Raw genomic sequence first — 16,020 nt, 5'->3', positions numbered from 1 at the left:
GACCTATGTCGCTCACAGGCCAGATCCCGTCCGCGCGCACCGCGGACCCGGACACCACCTCCGCCGCACCCATGGTGCGGTCCGTGCGGACCGCCCACTTCCCCCCGAGCGCGCCGGGGCGCTGGGACACCCACGTCCACGACGTGCACGAGCTGCTCTGGGGTGCGCAGGGGCTGCTCACCGTGGAGACCGCGGACGGGTTCTTCGCCGTGCCGTCGACCATGGGGCTGTGGATCCCGGCCGGGGTGACCCACGCGGTGCAGTCGGCCAGCGGGACCGGCTTCTACTGCACCCACGTCGACGCGAGCGTGCCGGCCGCCCTGACCGCGCGCACCACGGCCGTCGCGGTCCTGCCCGCGGTCCGTGAGCTGCTCCTGCACATGGCGACCTTCGACATGGCACCGCCGGTGCGCGGCCAGGCCGAGCAGCTCGTCGTCAACCTCATCGACCCGGTCGACGTCGGGCCGATGGTGCTGCCGATGCCCAAGGATCCCCGGCTCGCGAGCGTCGCCCGGAGCCTGCTCGCCGACCCTGCCGACCCGCGCTCCCTCGAGGACTGGGGCCGTGAGGTCTCGATCAGCGTCCGCAACCTGTCCCGGCTCTTCCACCGCGAGACCGGGATGACCTTCGCCCAGTGGCGGATCCACGCCCGGATCCGGGTCGCCGTCGGGCTGCTGGCCGGCGGGCTGCCGGTGGGGGTGGTCAGCAGGCGGGTCGGCTATGCGACCCCGAGCGCCTTCGTGCAGTCCTTCCGCCGCGTGCTCGGGCACACCCCGGGGTGGTACGTGTCCTCCACCCGGGCCGGTCACGAACACTCCCTGGCCGGTCCGGGCGACCGATGACCCCTGAACGCCCCAGGAGCCAAGTTAGGGTAGGTAAACCTAACCAACCTGGTGTGCTCGATGAGCCGCCCCCGTGTCATCTGGAGCCTCGTCGTGATCGGATCCACCCGCCGTCTTGCCGCCGCCGCCACAGCCACAGCCGTGCTGCTGCTGGCCGCCTGTTCCACCACCGGCGAGGCCAGCGAGGACGCAGCGCCGACCCGCACCGTGACGAGCGCCTTCGGCGAGGTCACGCTGCCCGTCGACCCGCAGGCCGCCCTCGGCATGTACACGACCGACCTCGACATGCTCATCACCCTGGGCATCCCGCTCGCGAGCAGCCAGCCGATCCGGGGCGACGGCTACACGACCTTCCCGTCGTTCTTCGACACCGCCGCCCTCGAGGGGGTCACCCCGTTCACGAACTACCCCGAGTTCAGCTACGAGGCCATCCTCACCGCCCAGCCTGACGTCATCCTCAACGGCCTCGGCTACGACGAGACGATCGGCACCCAGCTCTCCGAGATCGCGCCGACCTTCTCCTTCAACGGCTTCGACGGCAGCGACTGGCGCGTGAAGTTCAAGGAGGTCGCGCAGGCCTTCGACCGGATGGACGCCTACGACGCGTGGACCGCGAAGTACCAGGCCAAGGTCGACGACGTGAAGACGCGCCTGGCGGCGGCCGGCATCGACCCCGTCGTCGGGCCGGTCGGCATCTCCGACGGCGAGGCGAGCGTGTCCTGCTACGGCACCCCGTGCCTGGTCTTCGACGACCTCGGCCTGACCATCACCCCGCTGGCCGAGGGTGAAGGGACCTACCTCGGCGCCGAGCGCCTCGGTGAGCTGAGCGAGATCGACGTCATCTTCACCTCCGGGATCCCGGACGCGGACACCGGCGTCCTCGTCGACGAGTTCGCACCCTTCGCCGACAACGCCCTGTGGCAGCAGCTGCCTGTCGTCACCGACGAGCAGATCTTCACCTTCGACATGGAGATGACCTACGGCTCCCCGAGCGGTCAGTTCGCCCTGCTCGAGGTCATCGAGGAGGCGTTGCTGCCGTGAGGATCTTTCGAGCGCAGGTCGTCTCCGCCGAGCGGCTGACCGCCGGCATGATCCGCATCGTGCTCGGCGGCCCGGACGTCGCCGAGTTCGTCTCCACCGGGGTCGGCGACGAGTACCTGCGGGTGTTCCTGCCCGCGCCGGGGGAGCGCGAGCCGGTCCTGCCCTTCGCGACCGAGACCAGCTGGGACTACCCCGAAGGCGTCACCGCCTCGCCGATGCGCACCTACACCGTGCGCTCCACGGACCCGCAGGCGGGCACCGTGACCATCGACTTCGTCGTGCACGACGGCGGGGTCGCGGCGACCTGGGCGCAGCAGGCCGCCCCCGGAGACGTCGTCGGGCTCAACTCCCCGACGGGGCTCTACGACCCGCCGGCAGATCTCGCCTGGCAGGTGCTGCTCGCCGACGCGACCGGGCTGCCCGCCGTCGGGCGGCTCATCGAGCAGGCTCCTGCCGGAGTCCGCACGCGGGTCGTCATCGAGGTGCTCGACGAGACCCACCACCAGGACTTCGAGGCCGGTCCCGACGTCGAGATCATGTGGGTCTACGGCGGCAACGGTCGTAGCCGGTCCGCCCTGGAAGCCGTGCTGCGCACCATCGACCTGCCCACGGGAACCGGCTACGTGTGGTTCGCGGGGGAGACCAAGGTGCTGCGGGCGGTGCGCTCGTACCTGCGCCACGAGCGGGGCCTGGCGCCAGGCGCCTACAAGGTGATCGGCTACTGGACGGACAAGAGCGAGCAGTGGGCCGAGAGGTGGGAGAACCTCGACCCGAGCGTGCGGGCGTGGATCGACAACCTCTGGGCCGACGAGACCCGCGACGCCGAGGAGATCGAGGACGAGTTCTTCGCCAAGCTCGAGTCGCTGGGGCTGTAGGTGACCACAACCACCGTCGAGGCCGGTGCGCCGCCGGCCGCCGCTCCGCCCGCCGGTGCTCCGCCTGCCGCCGTCGTGGCGGTCGGGCTCGCCCGGACCAACACCACCCGCCTGCTGTGGTTCCTCCTGGCACTCGGGGTCCTGACCCTGGTGCTGCTGATGAGCCTGTCCGTGGGGTCCAAGACCATCCCCGTCGCCTCCGTGTGGGACGCGCTGATGGGCGCCGACGCCACCGACGACCACGTGATCGTCCGGGACATGCGTGCCCCCCGCACGGTGCTCGGGCTGCTCGTGGGGATCGCCCTGGGCCTGTCCGGGGCGATGATCCAGGCGCTGACCCGCAACCCGCTGGCCGACCCCGGGATCCTCGGCGTGAACGCCGGGGCGGGGTTCGCCGTCGTCGTGGGGGTCGCGGTCTTCGGGGTGGTGGGCATCCAGGAGTACATCTGGTTCGCCTTCGCCGGGGCCGTGGTCACCACCGTCGTCGTCTACGTCATCGGCTCCCTCGGCCGCGGCGGCACGACGCCGGTCCGGCTCACCCTCGCGGGCATCGCCATCGGCGCGGTGCTCAGCGGCGTCGCCTCGGGCATCACGTTGCTCAACCCGCAGGTCTTCGACGCCATGCGGTACTGGGGAGCGGGCACGCTGAGCAACCGCACCTGGGAGATGGTGGGCACGATCACCCCGTTCGTCCTGGTCGGCACAGGGATCGCGCTCGCGGCTGCACGGCCGCTCAACGCCGTCGCCCTCGGCGAGGACCTCGCCACCTCCCTCGGGGCGCACATCAACCGAACCCGCGTCTGTGTCGTCGTCGCGGTGACGCTGCTGTGCGGCGCGGCGACGGCCGCGGCCGGCCCGATCGGCTTCGTCGGGCTCATGGTGCCGCACGTTGCCCGCTGGATCGTCGGTCCCGACCAACGCTGGATCATGGCGTACACGCTGGTGATGGCGCCGATCCTGCTGCTCGTCTCCGACATCGTCGGGCGCCTCGTGCTGCGCCCGGCCGAGCTTGAGGTGGGCATCGTCACGGCTTTCGTCGGCGCCCCGGTCCTCATCTGGTTGATCCGACGACGCAGGGTGAGCGGGCTGTGAGCACCAACGGGCGGACCACCCGCACCTACCGCCTCGCCGGCGGACGTGTCTCCGGACGCCTCGACGTGCGCACCGGCGTCGTCTCCCTCGTGCTCGCTGCCCTGGCCCTGGTGGCCGGCCTGGTCGCGCTCGGGGTCGGGGACTTCCAGGTGTCCGTGCCGGACGTGCTGCGGGCCTTGTTCGGGGAGACCACCGAGACGGTCCGGATGGTCGTCGTCGACTGGCGGCTGCCGCGGGTCCTGCTGGCGCTGCTGCTCGGCGGCGCGCTGGGCGCCAGCGGCGCGATCTTCCAGTCCCTCACCCGCAACCCGCTCGGCAGCCCCGACATCATCGGCTTCACCACCGGTGCCTACACCGGCGCGCTCGTGGTGATGCTGCTGGTCGGCGGCTCGTACTACACCGTCGCGGGGGGCGCGATGATCGGCGGTCTCGTCACCGCAGGCTTCGTGTACCTGCTCGCCTACTCCGGCGGGGTGCAGGGATTCCGGCTGATCATCGTCGGGATCGCGATCAGCGCGATGCTCGGTTCGGTCAACACCTGGATGATCCTCAAGGCGGACCTCGAGCTCGCGATGCAGGCGGCGGTGTGGGGTGCGGGCAGCCTCAACGGGCTGTCCTGGGAGCAGGTCGGGCCCGTGGTCATCCTCCTGACGCTGCTCACGCCGGGGCTGTGGGTCCTCGGGCGGCGGATGGCCGTCCTGGAGATGGGCGACGACGCCGCCCAGGCCCTCGGGGTGCGCACCGAGCCCACCCGCCTGGCCCTGCTCGTCGTCGGCGTCGCGCTCACCGCGCTGGTCACGGCGGCGGCCGGACCGATCGCGTTCATCTCCCTGGCCGCGCCGCAGCTCGCCCGGCGGCTGACCCGCAGCCCGTCGGTGACCCTGCTGCCCTCCGCCCTGCTCGGGGCGGCGCTGCTGCTGGTGAGCGACCTCGTCGCGCAGCGCGCCTTCGCACCCACCCAGCTGCCCGTGGGGGTAGTCACCGTGAGCATCGGCGGCTGCTACCTGGTGTGGCTGCTCGCCCGCGAGGCACGGCGTCAATGACCGCGGACCGATCCCCTGCCACCGACGTGCCCGACCGTTCACCAGAGAGAAGACGACCATGACCACCGAGCTGCTCGAGACGGACGACGGCGCGTCAAGCCTCGGGGCGACCCTGACTGCGGCACCCTCTGCGGTGCCGACTGAAGTGCCCACTGCGGTGCCGACGACGGAGTCCGCCGAGGTGCGGCTGCGGGCGCGGGACGTGACGATCGGGTACTCCGACCACCCGGTCTCGGTGAACCTCTCGGTCGAGATCCCCGACGACTCCTTCACGGTGATCGTCGGCCCCAACGCCTGCGGCAAGTCGACCCTGCTGCGGGCCCTGTCCCGGCTGCTCAAGCCGAGCGCGGGGCAGGTCGTCCTGGACGGAGCGGCGATCACCTCCTACCGCGCCAAGGAGGTCGCGCGCCGCCTCGGGCTGCTGCCCCAGACGTCGATCGCCCCGGACGGGATCACCGTCGCGGACCTCGTGGCGCGTGGGCGCTACCCGCACCAGAAGATGCTGCGCCAGTGGTCGGTCCAGGACGAGGCCGCCGTCGTGCAGGCGCTCGCGGCGACCCAGGTGGAGTCCCTGTCCGGGCGGCTCGTCGACGAGCTCTCCGGTGGCCAGCGCCAGCGCGTGTGGGTGGCCATGGTGCTCGCCCAGGAGACGCCGCTGCTGCTGCTCGACGAGCCGACGACCTTCCTCGACATCGCCCACCAGATCGAGCTGCTCGAGCTCTTCGGCGACCTCAACCGGTCCGGCCACACCCTCGTCGCGGTGCTGCACGACCTCAACCACGCCTGCCGCTACGCGACCCACCTCATCGCGATGAAGGACGGTGTGATCGTCGCCCAGGGGAAGCCGACCGACATCGTCACCGCCGAGCTCGTCGAGGACGTGTTCGGCCTGCGTTGCATGATCATCGACGACCCGGTCAGCCACACCCCGCTCGTCATCCCGCTCGGCCGCCACGGTGCACCGAGCTGACCCACCTGTCCGCGCCCATCGGGCCGCGACCAGAGGCGCGTGACGATAGGGGGCGTGCTCTCGACGACGGGGCGTGCTGTTGACGGCACGCCCCGTCGTCAAGAGCACGCCCCGTACCTGATCGGGCGGCGGGACCGAGGGGTGGCGCCCGGTCGCGGGGGTGGCGTCGTGCGTCGATAGTGGTCCGGTGACTCTCCCCGCCCCGCTCCGCTCGGCCACCGCCCCGCTCGCCCCGACGCACAGGGTCCCTGCTGCCGACCCCGTCCCGTGGTGGGCGCTCGCCTCGGCGGTGGCGGCACCCGCGGCGATGATCGGCGGGTGGACGCTGTCCCAGGCGCTGCAGCCGTCCTTCGACCCCGTGCGTGACACGATCAGCGACCTCGCGACCGCGACCATGGTGGCGCCCTGGGTGATGGGCGCCGGCCTCGCGGTGACGGGTCTCGCGCACTGCGTGACTGCCTCAGGTCTGCGCAGCGTGCCGCGGGCCGGCCGGGTCCTGCTCGCTCTCGGAGGCGTTGCGACCCTCGCGGTCGCGCTGTTCCCCTCGGACACCCACGCCCAGCTGCACGGCATCACCGCTGCCGTCGCCTTCGGCGCCCTCGGGCTCTGGCCCGCGCTCGCCGCACGGCGAGGGGAGACCGGCCTGCTCTCGCCGAAGGTCTCCGTCACGGCATCGGTGGTCCTGCTGGGTCTCGTCGCCGTCTTCGTCGCCGAGCTCCAGCAGCTCACGCCCGACGGCGGCGCCGCGACAGGCCTGACCGAGCGCCTGGTCGCCGGTGCGCAGTCGCTGTGGCCGCTGGTCGCCACGGTCGCGCTGCGGCGGCGCGCGACCCGCGCCGCCCAGCCGTGAGCAGCCGTGAGCAGGCCCGATCAGCCCCGAGCCCCCCTCAGTAGGTGAAGGTGGCGACCGAGGTGCGCAGCTCGCTGGCCATCTGGGAGAGCTCGTGAACGGCTGACGAGCTCTGGGCCAACGCCTCGGTCGTCGAGCTGGCCGCAGCGGAGACGCCCGTGATGTTCGAGGCGATCTGGCTCGCCCCGGTGGCTGCCTCGACGACGTTGCGGCTCATCTCGTTCGTCGTCGCCGTCTGCTCCTCGACCGCGGAGGCGATCGTCAGCTGGTAGTCGTTGATCGAGGTGATGACGCTCGAGATCTGACCGATCGCTCCCACGGCACCAGCGGTGTCGGACTGGATCGTCTCGACGAGGCGCGCGATGCTCTCCGTGGCCCGGGCTGTCTCCTGTGCGAGCTCCTTGACCTCGGAGGCGACGACGGCGAAGCCCTTGCCGGCCTCACCCGCCCGGGCCGCCTCGATCGTGGCGTTGAGCGCCAGGAGGTTGGTCTGCTCGGCGATCGTGGTGATCACCTTGACGACGTTGCCGATCTCCTGACTCGAGGCCCCGAGCTTGGCGACCGAGCTTGTCGCGTTCCCGGCGGCGGTGACGGCCTCGGCGGCGACGCGGGCGGCTTCGTTCGCGGAGTGGGAGATCTCGCGGATCGAGGCGCCCATCTCCTCCGCGCCAGCGGCGACGGTCTGCACGTTGCCCGAGACCTGCAGCGCTGCAGCGGAGACGACCCCGGCCTGCGCGGCCGTCTCCTCCGCGCCGGCCGCGATCTGGCTCGAGCTGGCGGACAGCTCCTCCGACGCGGCGGCGACGGCGTCGGAGGAGTGGGCCACCGAGCTCATGACCTCGCGGAGCTGACCCATGGCCCGGTCGAGGGCGGCGCCCATGCGTCCGATCTCGTCGCGGGAGGTGAGCCCCGTGGTGTGGGTGAGGTCGCCCCCGGCCATGTGCTCCACGACGTCCTGCACCTTCGCGGTGCTGCGGGCCATGCTGCCGGCGACCCCCCACCCCAGGGCGACCGCCACCAGGACCCCGACCACGAGGATGATGATCGACAGGTTCCGCTGGTTCTCATAAGCGGTCTGGGATCCCACGATAGCGGCCTCGCCCCGAGACGTCTCGGAGTCCACGATGAAGGCGACCTTCTCCTTCATCACCGCGGTGAGCGGCTTCACCTGCTCGATGTTCGCAGTCACCCAGCCCGCGGTGTCGTCCGCCTCGGCGAGCGGGACCATGACCTCGAGCTGGACGGTGAGGTACTCCTCGACCGTCGCGCGCAGCACCGCGAGCGCGTCGTGGCGCGCGTCGTCGAGGGGAGTGGAGGCGTACGCGTCCGCTGCCTCGGCGAAGTCCGCCGCCGCGACGTCAAGGTCCTTGACCTTGGCCGCGGTGCTCGCGTCGTCCACGGCGAGGACCACGTCGCGGACGATCAGGCGCATGTCGCTCGTGGCGGCGTCCATCTCGGCGGCGTGCAGCACCCCCAGGACGTTCTCTTCGTAGAGGTTCGCCGAGGTCGCCGCCGAGGAGCTGAGCGCCTGGATCCCCAGGACGCCGACGAGCACGGCCACGAGCGCAGCGACCGCCACGGCGACGACGACCTTGATGCGGACGCTCAGGTCCTGGAATCGGGACAGGGCAGAAGGGACGCGCATGTGGTGCTCCGATGGCGTGGGTCAACGAGGCCGACCAGGGGGGCGGCACGGAGGCCGGGGTCGACACCCGTCCTGATCGGCGGCTCGGAGGCGCACGTGAGCAAGACTTGATCATCAGGTCAGGTGAGTTCGTTCACACCGGCCCGGCCCGACCAGGTCTCCGGCAGACAGGGCACCTCCGGCGTCGACCATCGGACGTCACCCTCCCCGCGGGGAGATGACACCATGGCGAGATGGTTGAGATCACCGACGCGGCCCACTCATGACGACGATCGCCCTCATCACCCTGGGTGGCACCATCAGCTCGGAGTCCACCGTCGCCGGCCCGGGCGTGGTCCCGGTGACCGGGGCGGACCGCATGTGCCAGGAGATCCAGTCCTGGGTCCCGGACATCACCCTCGTCCCGCACGCGTTCCGGCTGCTGCCCTCCGCCTCGATCACCCTCGCCGACCTGCTCGAGCTCGAGGCCTTCATGGCGGCGCTGCCGGGCGACGTCGACGCCGTGGTGATCTCCCAGGGGACCGACACCATCGAGGAGACCGCGTTCGTCCTCGACGTCCTGGGCGCTGCGGCGCCCAGGCCGGTCGTGGTCACCGGCGCGATGCGCAACCGGGCGAGCGCGGGCCCGGACGGCCCGGCCAACCTCGTCGCAGCGGTCCTGGTGGCGGCCGACCCGCACGCCCGCGGCCTGGGCGTGCTCGTCCAGTTTGCCGACGTCGTGCACGCCGCGCGCTGGGTGCGCAAGGCGAGCACCTTCCACCTCGACGCCTTCAGCTCCGACCCGTTCGGGCCGGTCGGCCTGGTCAGCGAGGGCCGCGCGCACCTCGAGCTCCTCCCGCGGGCCCGTCCCGTCCTGGCGGCCCCCGCCCGGGCGGGCGCGCGCATCGCCCTCGTCAGCGCGGGCGTCTCCGACGACCTCACGCTGCTGCCCACCCTCGCCGCCGCCGGCTACGACGGCGTGGTCCTGGCCGGGGTGGGCGGCGGGCACGTGGCGGCCGACGCCGTCGGGCAGGTCGCGCTCGCGGCCGCCGCGCTCCCGGTGGTCCTGTGCAGCCGGATCGGGTCCGGGCCGGCGCCGACCGCGACGTACGGATACCCGGGCGGGGAGATCGACCTCCTCGCCCGCGGGCTCCTCCCCGGCCGGATGCTCTCCCCGGTCAAGGCGCGCCTGCTGCTGGCGCTGCTGCTCGGGTCGGGGCTGCACGGGGACGCGCTGCGCGCGGCCTTCGACGTGCACGCGCGGTAGCGCCGCCGGCTCAGCGACGCCTCCGGTGGGCGCAGACTAGGTCCCATGACATCTCATGCTGGCATGGTTGCCCTGGTCACCGGCGCGTCGTCGGGTATCGGTGAGGAGAGCGCGCTGCTGCTGCACGACGCCGGGTACACCGTCTACGCGGTGGCCCGGCGGACCGAGCGGATGGCCGGCCTCGCCGCCCGCGGGATCCGCACCTTCGCGATGGACCTCACCGACGACGCGACCGTCACCGCGGGCATCGAGCGCATCCTGGCCGAGACCGGGCGCATCGACCTGCTCATCAACAACGCCGGCTACGGCTCCTTCGGCGCGGTCGAGGACGTCCCGCTCGTCGAGGCCCGGCGCCAGTTCGAGGTGAACGTCTTCGGCCTGGCCCGCCTCATCCAGCTCGTCACCCCGGGCATGCGGGAGCGCCGCGCGGGGCGGATCGTCAACATCTCCTCGATCGGCGGCCGGATCTACGAGCCGCTCGGCGCCTGGTACCACGCGACGAAGTTCGCCGTCGAAGGGCTGAGCGACTGCCTGCGGATCGAGCTCAAGGGCTTCGGGATCGAGGTGGTGCTCGTCCAGCCCGGCCCGATCCTCACCGAGTGGAACGCGATCGCCCGCGAGAGCATGCTCGCCTCCTCCGCCGGGACGGCCTACGAGGACCAGGCCCGGTCGGTCGCGCGGACGCTCACCGCGGCGGACGACCCGCGCACCGGGACCCGGCCCGACGCCGTCGCGCAGGTGATCCTGCGGGCCTCGACGGCGCGGCGACCCCGGGCCCGCTACCCGGCGGGCAAAGGGGCGCGCACCATCCTGACCGCCCGCAAGCTGCTCCCGGACTGGGCGTTCGACCTGGTGATCGCGCGAACCTTCCTGCGCTGACAGCGGATGCGAGGAGGGCGGGGGAATACCGGGGAGGTGGCCGGAGGTTGGAGGGGAGGCACTGCACCCTCGATCGGAAGGCTTCACCCGTGGACCTCTTCTCCCCGCTCTCCCTCGGCGACCTGCACCTCGCCAACCGCATCACGATGGCCCCGCTGACGCGGATGCGCTCGAGCGCCGACGGCGTCCCCGGTGACCTCGTCGTGGAGTACTACACCCAGCGCGCCAGCCTGGGCATGATCGTCACCGAGGGCACCTACCCGGTCCAGGAGGGCAAGGGGTTCCCCGGGCAGCCGGGGATCGAGACCGAGGAGCAGGTTGCGGCCTGGAAGGTCGTCACCGACTCCGTGCACGCCGCGGGCGGGGTCATCGTCCTGCAGCTCATGCACGCCGGACGGGTCAGCCACCCGCTCATCACCGGGACCGACCGGATCGTCGCGCCGAGCGCCGTCGCGATCGTCGGCGAGGCCCACACGCCCGAAGGCAAGGCCGACTACCCCGTCCCGCACGCCCTCACCCTCGACGAGCTCGCCTCGACCAAGGACGCGCTCGTCGCCGGCGCTCGCAACGCGATCCGCGCCGGATTCGACGGCGTCGAGATCCACGGCGCGAACGGGTACCTCCTGCACGAGTTCCTCTCGCCCGCCTCCAACGTGCGCGAGGACTCCTACGGCGGCAGCCCGGAGAACCGCGCACGCTACGTCGTCGAGGTGATCCGGGCGGTGAGCGAGGCCATCGGCGCTGGTCGCACGGGCCTGCGGATCTCACCCGCACACAACATCCAGGACGCGTGGGAGAAGGATGCCGCCGACGTCCAGGCGACCTACACCGCCCTGCTCGACGGGATCGGCGGGCTGGGCCTGGCCTACCTGAGCATCCTGCACAACGACCTCGGCGGGGAGCTGGTCCAGGACCTGCGCGCCCGGTTCGACGGCGGGGTCATCGTCAACTCCGGCTTCTCCGCGGTGACCACCCGCGCGGAGGCGGCCGCCCTGCTCGACGGCGCGCACGCCGACGCGGTGGCCGTGGGCCGCCTCGTCATCGCCAACCCTGACCTCGCCGAGCGCTGGGCCCAGGAAGCCCCCGAGAACGCGCCCGACGCGGCGACGTTCTACGGCCCCGGCGCGGCCGGCTACACCGACTACCCGACGCTGGTGGCGGCCGGGGCCTGACCCGACCGCGGGCGCCCGATCAGCGGGAACACGTCCTCGGCGAAGCGCCGGTAGCTCTCCACGGGCTCGTCGGCGCCAGCCACCAGGACGATCGTGTCGGCGCCCGCGACGGTCCAGTCACCGATCGCGCGGGCACCGTCGGCGGGTGTCCCGCCGACGGTGAGGGACATCAGGATGGCGTCGGTCAGCTCGCCGCTGCCGTCGGCGCCCAGCCCGGCGATCTCGGTGAGACGGTCGAAGACCCGGAAGTCGATGAGGCGCTGCATCCGCGTGCGCAGCTGGGCGAGGGCCGCGTCGCGGTCGTCGCCCAGACTTGTCATGGCGAACAGCACCGTCGTCGCCGCAGGACCGCTCGCGGCCATCTCCGCCCGGGCCCAGCGGACCGCGTCGGGGGAGGCGATCTCGGGGAGGACCACGCCGTCGGAGCTGCGGCCGGTGACCGCCAGCCCGGTGGGGCCGGTCGTGCCGAGGAGGATCGGGGGGACCTGGGCGGGCGGGAACCCGAGCCGGATGCCGTCGAGGTGGACGTGGTACCCGTCGGCGGTCACCGTCTCCCCGGCGAGCAGGGCTCGCAGCGCCGTCGTGGTCTCCTCCAGGGCGGTGAACCGGCGCGGTGTGCCCGCCCCGATCTGGTCCATCCACGACGGGATCCCGTGGCCCAGCGCGATGGTCAGGCGCCCGGGTGCGATCCGGGCCAGCGCGGCGATCTCCATCGCGGCGGTGGCGACGTTGCGGGTCACGGCCGGCAGCAGACCGATCCCGACGTGCAGCTCGGTGCAGGCCAGCGCGGTCGCGGCCATCGCGATGCCCCCGGCCCACGGCAGGTCTTCGCTGAACCAGATCTCGTCGAAGCCGGCCGCCTCGGCCCACCGGGCGAAGGCGGGGAGCTCCTCGGGCGCCCAGTCGGGCTCGAAGCGGACGCCGATCCGCGGTACGCGGGCGTCGGTGCCGGTCAGGGGGCGCGGGGCGATGTCGGGCGTCATGGGATCAGCCTAGAGGTGGGCCGACTTCCTCCGTCCCCAGCAGGGACCGGGTGATCCGCTGGGCATCGTCGTTGAGCTCGGCGACCGCCTCCTGGAGAGCGGCGTCGTCGACGTCGCGATCATCCTCGGCAGCGAGCAGGACCGCGCGGCGGATGACCTCCTTGACGAAGGAGGCCGTGACGCCCGCGGTGCGGTCGGCAGCCAGCTCGAGGGCCGGCGCCGTGAACGGGAGCCCGGCGGCGTAGAGCCGGAAGAGCCGACGGCGGGCCTCGTCGTCGGGCAGCGGGATCTCCACGGCGAGGTCGACGCGCCCGGGGCGCTGGGCGAGCGCCCGCTCGAGCAGGTCGGCCCGGTTGGTCGTGAGGATGAAGGCGACGTCGGCGTCACGACCCAGCCCGTCCATCGCGTCGAGCACCTCGAAGAGCAGGGGCTGGGGCCCGTCGTGGAAGGACCGGTCCTCGGCGATGAGGTCGCAGTCCTCGAGCACGATGATCGCCGGCTGCAGGGCGTGCGCCGTCTCCGTCGCCAGCCGCACGAGCGAGAGCGCCTGACCGGCCAGGACGATCGCCGTCGTCGACGGGTCCGCGCCGAGCAGGTGCTGCACGGTGTGCGTCTTGCCCGTTCCCGGCGGCCCGTACAGCAGCACCCCTCGCTTGAGGTGCTGACCGGCCGCGAGCAGGCGCTCGCGGTGCTTGGCGACTCCGAGCACCTGGCGCTCGACGCGCTCGAGCGTGCCGCGCGGGAGCACCACGTCCTCGGCCGCGACCGGTGAGCGGCGCAGGAAGGTCACCCCGCCGCTCGACGCCGAGTAGGGGCTCACCGTGAAGCTGATCACCTGGCCGCGCAGGACGCTGTGGCTGATCATCGTCTCGCGGATCTCCTGGAGCACCGCCGAGGCGGCCTCCTCGTTCGTCGCGATGACTTCGAGCCGCCCGTGCCCGGCGTTTGCCGGGGTGGCGGTCCGCTGCAGCAGCGCGACCGGGACACCGCCGTGGTGGAACAGGTGCAGCCCGAAGGCGACGACGCGCCGCTCGGCGTCGGGACCCACCGGGCTGCGCTGGTAGTCGACCGCGCCGACGGGGTGGTGCCGCCACATCGCCGAGGTCTCGATGATCTCCGACAACGACGCATGCTGCCGTTGTTCCCCGCCGCCGATCCCGAGCAGGCGCCCTCCACCGGCCCGGGCGACGACGACCTCGACCGCGATGTCGGCGTCGACGGCGCGGAAGGTCCCGACGGACTCGGAGAGGACTGCGACCTGGCGCGCGTCGACGCCGAGGTGCTCCGTGAGCACCTCGGCGACCGTGGGGATGTCGGTGGTGCGCTGACTCTGCTCGCGCGCGTTGACGACGGTGAGGAGGTCGGTGATCGCGTCGAGGAACGCTGCGGTCCGAGACGGGTCAGGGGCGTCGGGTGCGCCGGGGAGGTCGGTCATGTCCCCGACCATAGCGGGAGGACTCAGGCGCGGAGGCTAGGCCTGCGGCGTGGCGGTCAGCGACGCGGCGAGCGTCTCGACGCGCTGTGCGATGTCGTCGCGCACGAGGCGCATCCGCTCCATCCCCTCGATGCCGCGGGCGGAGGGCTCATCGGTCTCCCACGTCTCGAACCGCGGTCCCGGAACGGGCTCGACGCGGGCTTCGCTGCCCAGCGTCACCACGACGTCGGCGCCAGCCAGCAGGTCGGGGTCGATCGCCCGGGGGTGCTCGCCGCGGATGTCGACGCCGATCTCGAGCAGCGACTCGACCGACTGGGCGTTGAGCGCGCCACCGGGAGTGGTCCCGGCGGAGTGCACCTCGACGCGGTCGCCCGCGGCGGCGCGCATGAGGCCCGCGGCCATCTGGGACTTGCCGCCGTTCTTGACGCAGACGAAGAGGACGCGGGGTTTCTGGGTGGTCATGGCACGAGTCTGACTGCTAGTTTGATGAGAGTCAATATAGAGGGTTGTCGAATCAGACCGTCGATTCAGACCTGAGGCAAGGAGCACCGACATGAGTGCAGCGGACGTGACCCGGACCCACGACGTGATCGTCGTCGGCGCGGGCCCCGTGGGCCTGGCGGCTGCCGCCCACCTGCTCGAACGAGGACTCACTCCGCTCGTCCTCGAGGCGGGGGAGGCCGGGTCCGCCGTCGCGTCCTGGGGGCACGTGCGGCTGTTCTCCCCGTGGCGCTATGACATCGACGCCGCCGCGCGCCGCCTCCTCGCCCCCACCGGCTGGCTCGAACCGGACCCCGACGCCCTGCCCACCGGAGCCGAGCTCGTGCGCGGCTACCTCGTCCCGTTGGCCGCGCACCCGGCGATCGCGCCGCTGCTCCGCACCGGGGTCCGGGTGGTCGGGGTGACCCGCGACGGGCTCGACAAGACCCAGTCGCTCGGCCGGGACCGCGCCCCCTACCGGGTCCGCACCGTCGACGCCCAGGGGCAGTTCACGGACCTGCTGGCGCGCGCGGTCCTCGACGCCTCCGGGACGTTCTCGACGTCGAACCCGATCGGCACCGGTGCCCTCCCCGCGGCCGGTGAGGAGGCCAGCGCGGACGTCGTCACCGGTCCGCTCCCGGACGTCCTGGGCCGCGACCGGGCGCGCTTCGCCGGGAAGACGACCCTCGTGGTCGGGATGGGGCACTCCGCCGCACAGACGCTGCTCGCCCTGGTTGAGCTGGCCGCGACCGAGCCCGCGACCCGCATCGTCTGGGCGATCCGGGGAGGATCGGCGCGCCGGCTGTTCGCGGGCGGAGCCGCCGACGAGCTGCCGGCCCGTGGGCTGCTGGGGACCGATCTCAAGGCCGCGACGGAGTCGGGGGAGATCGAGCTCGTGACGAGGACGTCGATCACCCGACTCGACCCGGTCGCCGGCCGCGTCCGGGTGCGCGGACGGTGCCGGGCCGGCGACCTCGACCTCACCGCAGACGTCATCGTCAACGCCACGGGGTTCCGCCCCGACCTGGGCATGGTGCGCGAGGTGCGGCTCGACCTCGACCCGATCGTGGAGGCACCGCGCCGCCTCGCCCCGCTCATCGACCCGAACCTGCACTCTTGCGGCACGGTCCCGGCGCACGGGGAAGCCGTGCTCGCCCACCCCGACGCCGGGTTCTACGTCGTGGGGATGAAGAGCTACGGGCGCGCACCCACCTTCCTGCTGGCGACCGGCTACGAGCAGGTGCGGTCCATCGCCGCCGCCCTCGCCGGAGACCGCGCGGGCGCCGACGAGGTGCGGCTCGACCTGCCGGAGACCGGCGCCTGCTCGACCGACCTCGTGGGGGAGGCGGGCGGCGCCTCGTGCTGCGCGGCGCCGCTGGGCGCTCCGGTGGATGCGGGAGCGCGGGCGTCGCTGCTGGGGTGAGGGCGGGCGACCGCACTTTCACGCAATCTCCCCCGACTCCACCG

At 72.6% G+C, this 16,020-nt stretch carries 15 protein-coding genes; 11 read left to right on the top strand and 4 right to left on the bottom strand.

Annotated elements, in window-relative coordinates; genetic code table 11:
* Positions 1-5: 5 nt before the first annotated feature.
* The 7 genes from ACWA15_RS18145 (at position 6) to ACWA15_RS18115 (ending at position 6,713) form a co-directional block, all read left to right on the top strand.
* Positions 6-842 carry a helix-turn-helix transcriptional regulator gene (locus ACWA15_RS18145; RefSeq protein ID WP_464057051.1) on the top strand — a complete coding sequence of 279 codons (837 nt, stop codon included), beginning with the start codon at positions 6-8 and terminating at the stop codon, positions 840-842.
* Positions 843-902: 60 nt separating this feature from the next.
* A complete protein-coding gene (locus tag ACWA15_RS18140) occupies positions 903-1,883 on the top strand; it encodes an ABC transporter substrate-binding protein (protein ID WP_464057049.1) in 981 nt (326 codons plus the stop codon).
* Positions 1,880-2,758 (top strand): siderophore-interacting protein, encoded by an 879-nt coding sequence (locus tag ACWA15_RS18135; RefSeq protein WP_464057048.1) that lies wholly within the window; start codon positions 1,880-1,882, stop codon positions 2,756-2,758. Before ACWA15_RS18140 ends, ACWA15_RS18135 begins: the two co-directional genes overlap by 4 nt.
* Positions 2,759-3,850, top strand: coding sequence for a Fe(3+)-siderophore ABC transporter permease (fepD, locus tag ACWA15_RS18130; RefSeq protein ID WP_464057046.1), 1,092 nt, complete (start codon positions 2,759-2,761; stop codon positions 3,848-3,850).
* Positions 3,847-4,893 (top strand): FecCD family ABC transporter permease, encoded by a 1,047-nt coding sequence (locus ACWA15_RS18125; protein ID WP_464057045.1) that lies wholly within the window; start codon positions 3,847-3,849, stop codon positions 4,891-4,893. The genes fepD and ACWA15_RS18125 overlap by 4 nt, the downstream gene beginning before the upstream one ends.
* 58 nt (positions 4,894-4,951) lie before the next feature.
* The gene (locus tag ACWA15_RS18120; protein WP_464057044.1) at positions 4,952-5,863 is read left to right on the top strand and encodes an ABC transporter ATP-binding protein; all 912 of its coding nucleotides are present in this window, start codon (positions 4,952-4,954) and stop codon (positions 5,861-5,863) included.
* A gap of 187 nt (positions 5,864-6,050) precedes the next feature.
* Complete coding sequence (locus ACWA15_RS18115) at positions 6,051-6,713, top strand: DUF998 domain-containing protein (protein WP_464057042.1); 663 nt, start codon at positions 6,051-6,053, stop codon at positions 6,711-6,713.
* Between the two features lie 37 nt (positions 6,714-6,750).
* On the opposite strand, the gene ACWA15_RS18110 is transcribed toward ACWA15_RS18115, so the two are convergent.
* On the bottom strand, positions 6,751-8,358 hold the full coding sequence (locus tag ACWA15_RS18110) for a methyl-accepting chemotaxis protein (RefSeq protein ID WP_464057041.1): 1,608 nt from the start codon (positions 8,356-8,358) through the stop codon (positions 6,751-6,753).
* Positions 8,359-8,620: 262 nt separating this feature from the next.
* Between ACWA15_RS18110 and ACWA15_RS18105 the strand changes: the two genes are divergently transcribed.
* The 3 genes from ACWA15_RS18105 (at position 8,621) to ACWA15_RS18095 (ending at position 11,655) form a co-directional block, all read left to right on the top strand.
* Complete coding sequence (locus ACWA15_RS18105) at positions 8,621-9,604, top strand: asparaginase domain-containing protein (protein ID WP_464057039.1); 984 nt, start codon at positions 8,621-8,623, stop codon at positions 9,602-9,604.
* Positions 9,605-9,649: 45 nt separating this feature from the next.
* Positions 9,650-10,483, top strand: a complete 834-nt coding sequence (locus ACWA15_RS18100; RefSeq protein WP_464057038.1) for an oxidoreductase — start codon at positions 9,650-9,652, stop codon at positions 10,481-10,483.
* An 89-nt stretch (positions 10,484-10,572) separates the two neighbouring features.
* Complete coding sequence (locus tag ACWA15_RS18095; protein WP_464057036.1) at positions 10,573-11,655, top strand: alkene reductase; 1,083 nt, start codon at positions 10,573-10,575, stop codon at positions 11,653-11,655.
* Here the strand turns inward: ACWA15_RS18095 and ACWA15_RS18090 are convergent.
* The 3 genes from ACWA15_RS18090 to ACWA15_RS18080 are packed head-to-tail and all read right to left on the bottom strand — an operon-like array spanning position 11,625 to position 14,535.
* Positions 11,625-12,638, bottom strand: coding sequence for an LLM class flavin-dependent oxidoreductase (locus tag ACWA15_RS18090; protein ID WP_464057035.1), 1,014 nt, complete (start codon positions 12,636-12,638; stop codon positions 11,625-11,627). The genes ACWA15_RS18095 and ACWA15_RS18090 overlap by 31 nt on opposite strands.
* A gap of 4 nt (positions 12,639-12,642) precedes the next feature.
* Positions 12,643-14,073, bottom strand: a complete 1,431-nt coding sequence (locus ACWA15_RS18085; RefSeq protein WP_464057034.1) for an AAA family ATPase — start codon at positions 14,071-14,073, stop codon at positions 12,643-12,645.
* A gap of 36 nt (positions 14,074-14,109) precedes the next feature.
* Positions 14,110-14,535 carry an arsenate-mycothiol transferase ArsC gene (locus tag ACWA15_RS18080; RefSeq protein ID WP_464057033.1) on the bottom strand — a complete coding sequence of 142 codons (426 nt, stop codon included), beginning with the start codon at positions 14,533-14,535 and terminating at the stop codon, positions 14,110-14,112.
* Between the two features lie 91 nt (positions 14,536-14,626).
* Here ACWA15_RS18080 and ACWA15_RS18075 point away from each other — a divergent pair, with 91 nt between their 5' ends.
* A complete protein-coding gene (locus tag ACWA15_RS18075; RefSeq protein ID WP_464057032.1) occupies positions 14,627-15,976 on the top strand; it encodes an FAD-dependent oxidoreductase in 1,350 nt (449 codons plus the stop codon).
* Positions 15,977-16,020 lie beyond the last annotated feature (44 nt).

The sequence above is a fragment of the Sanguibacter sp. TS_SC_8 genome (genome assembly GCF_055361235.1).
Note: the sequence above shows the minus strand (reverse complement) of the source record. Positions and strands in the feature narration are given on the sequence as shown.

Bases quoted from the DNA above. Each gene is read 5' to 3' on its own strand.
- ACWA15_RS18145 (WP_464057051.1), top strand. From the start codon at position 6: ATGTCGCTCACAGGCCAGATCCCGTCCGCGCGCACCGCGGACCCGGAC.
- ACWA15_RS18140 (WP_464057049.1), top strand. From the start codon at position 903: ATGAGCCGCCCCCGTGTCATCTGGAGCCTCGTCGTGATCGGATCCACC.
- ACWA15_RS18120 (WP_464057044.1), top strand. From the start codon at position 4,952: ATGACCACCGAGCTGCTCGAGACGGACGACGGCGCGTCAAGCCTCGGG.
- ACWA15_RS18110 (WP_464057041.1), bottom strand. From the start codon at position 8,358: ATGCGCGTCCCTTCTGCCCTGTCCCGATTCCAGGACCTGAGCGTCCGC.
- ACWA15_RS18105 (WP_464057039.1), top strand. From the start codon at position 8,621: ATGACGACGATCGCCCTCATCACCCTGGGTGGCACCATCAGCTCGGAG.
- ACWA15_RS18100 (WP_464057038.1), top strand. From the start codon at position 9,650: ATGACATCTCATGCTGGCATGGTTGCCCTGGTCACCGGCGCGTCGTCG.
- ACWA15_RS18090 (WP_464057035.1), bottom strand. From the start codon at position 12,638: ATGACGCCCGACATCGCCCCGCGCCCCCTGACCGGCACCGACGCCCGC.
- ACWA15_RS18085 (WP_464057034.1), bottom strand. From the start codon at position 14,073: ATGACCGACCTCCCCGGCGCACCCGACGCCCCTGACCCGTCTCGGACC.
- ACWA15_RS18080 (WP_464057033.1), bottom strand. From the start codon at position 14,535: ATGACCACCCAGAAACCCCGCGTCCTCTTCGTCTGCGTCAAGAACGGC.
- ACWA15_RS18075 (WP_464057032.1), top strand. From the start codon at position 14,627: ATGAGTGCAGCGGACGTGACCCGGACCCACGACGTGATCGTCGTCGGC.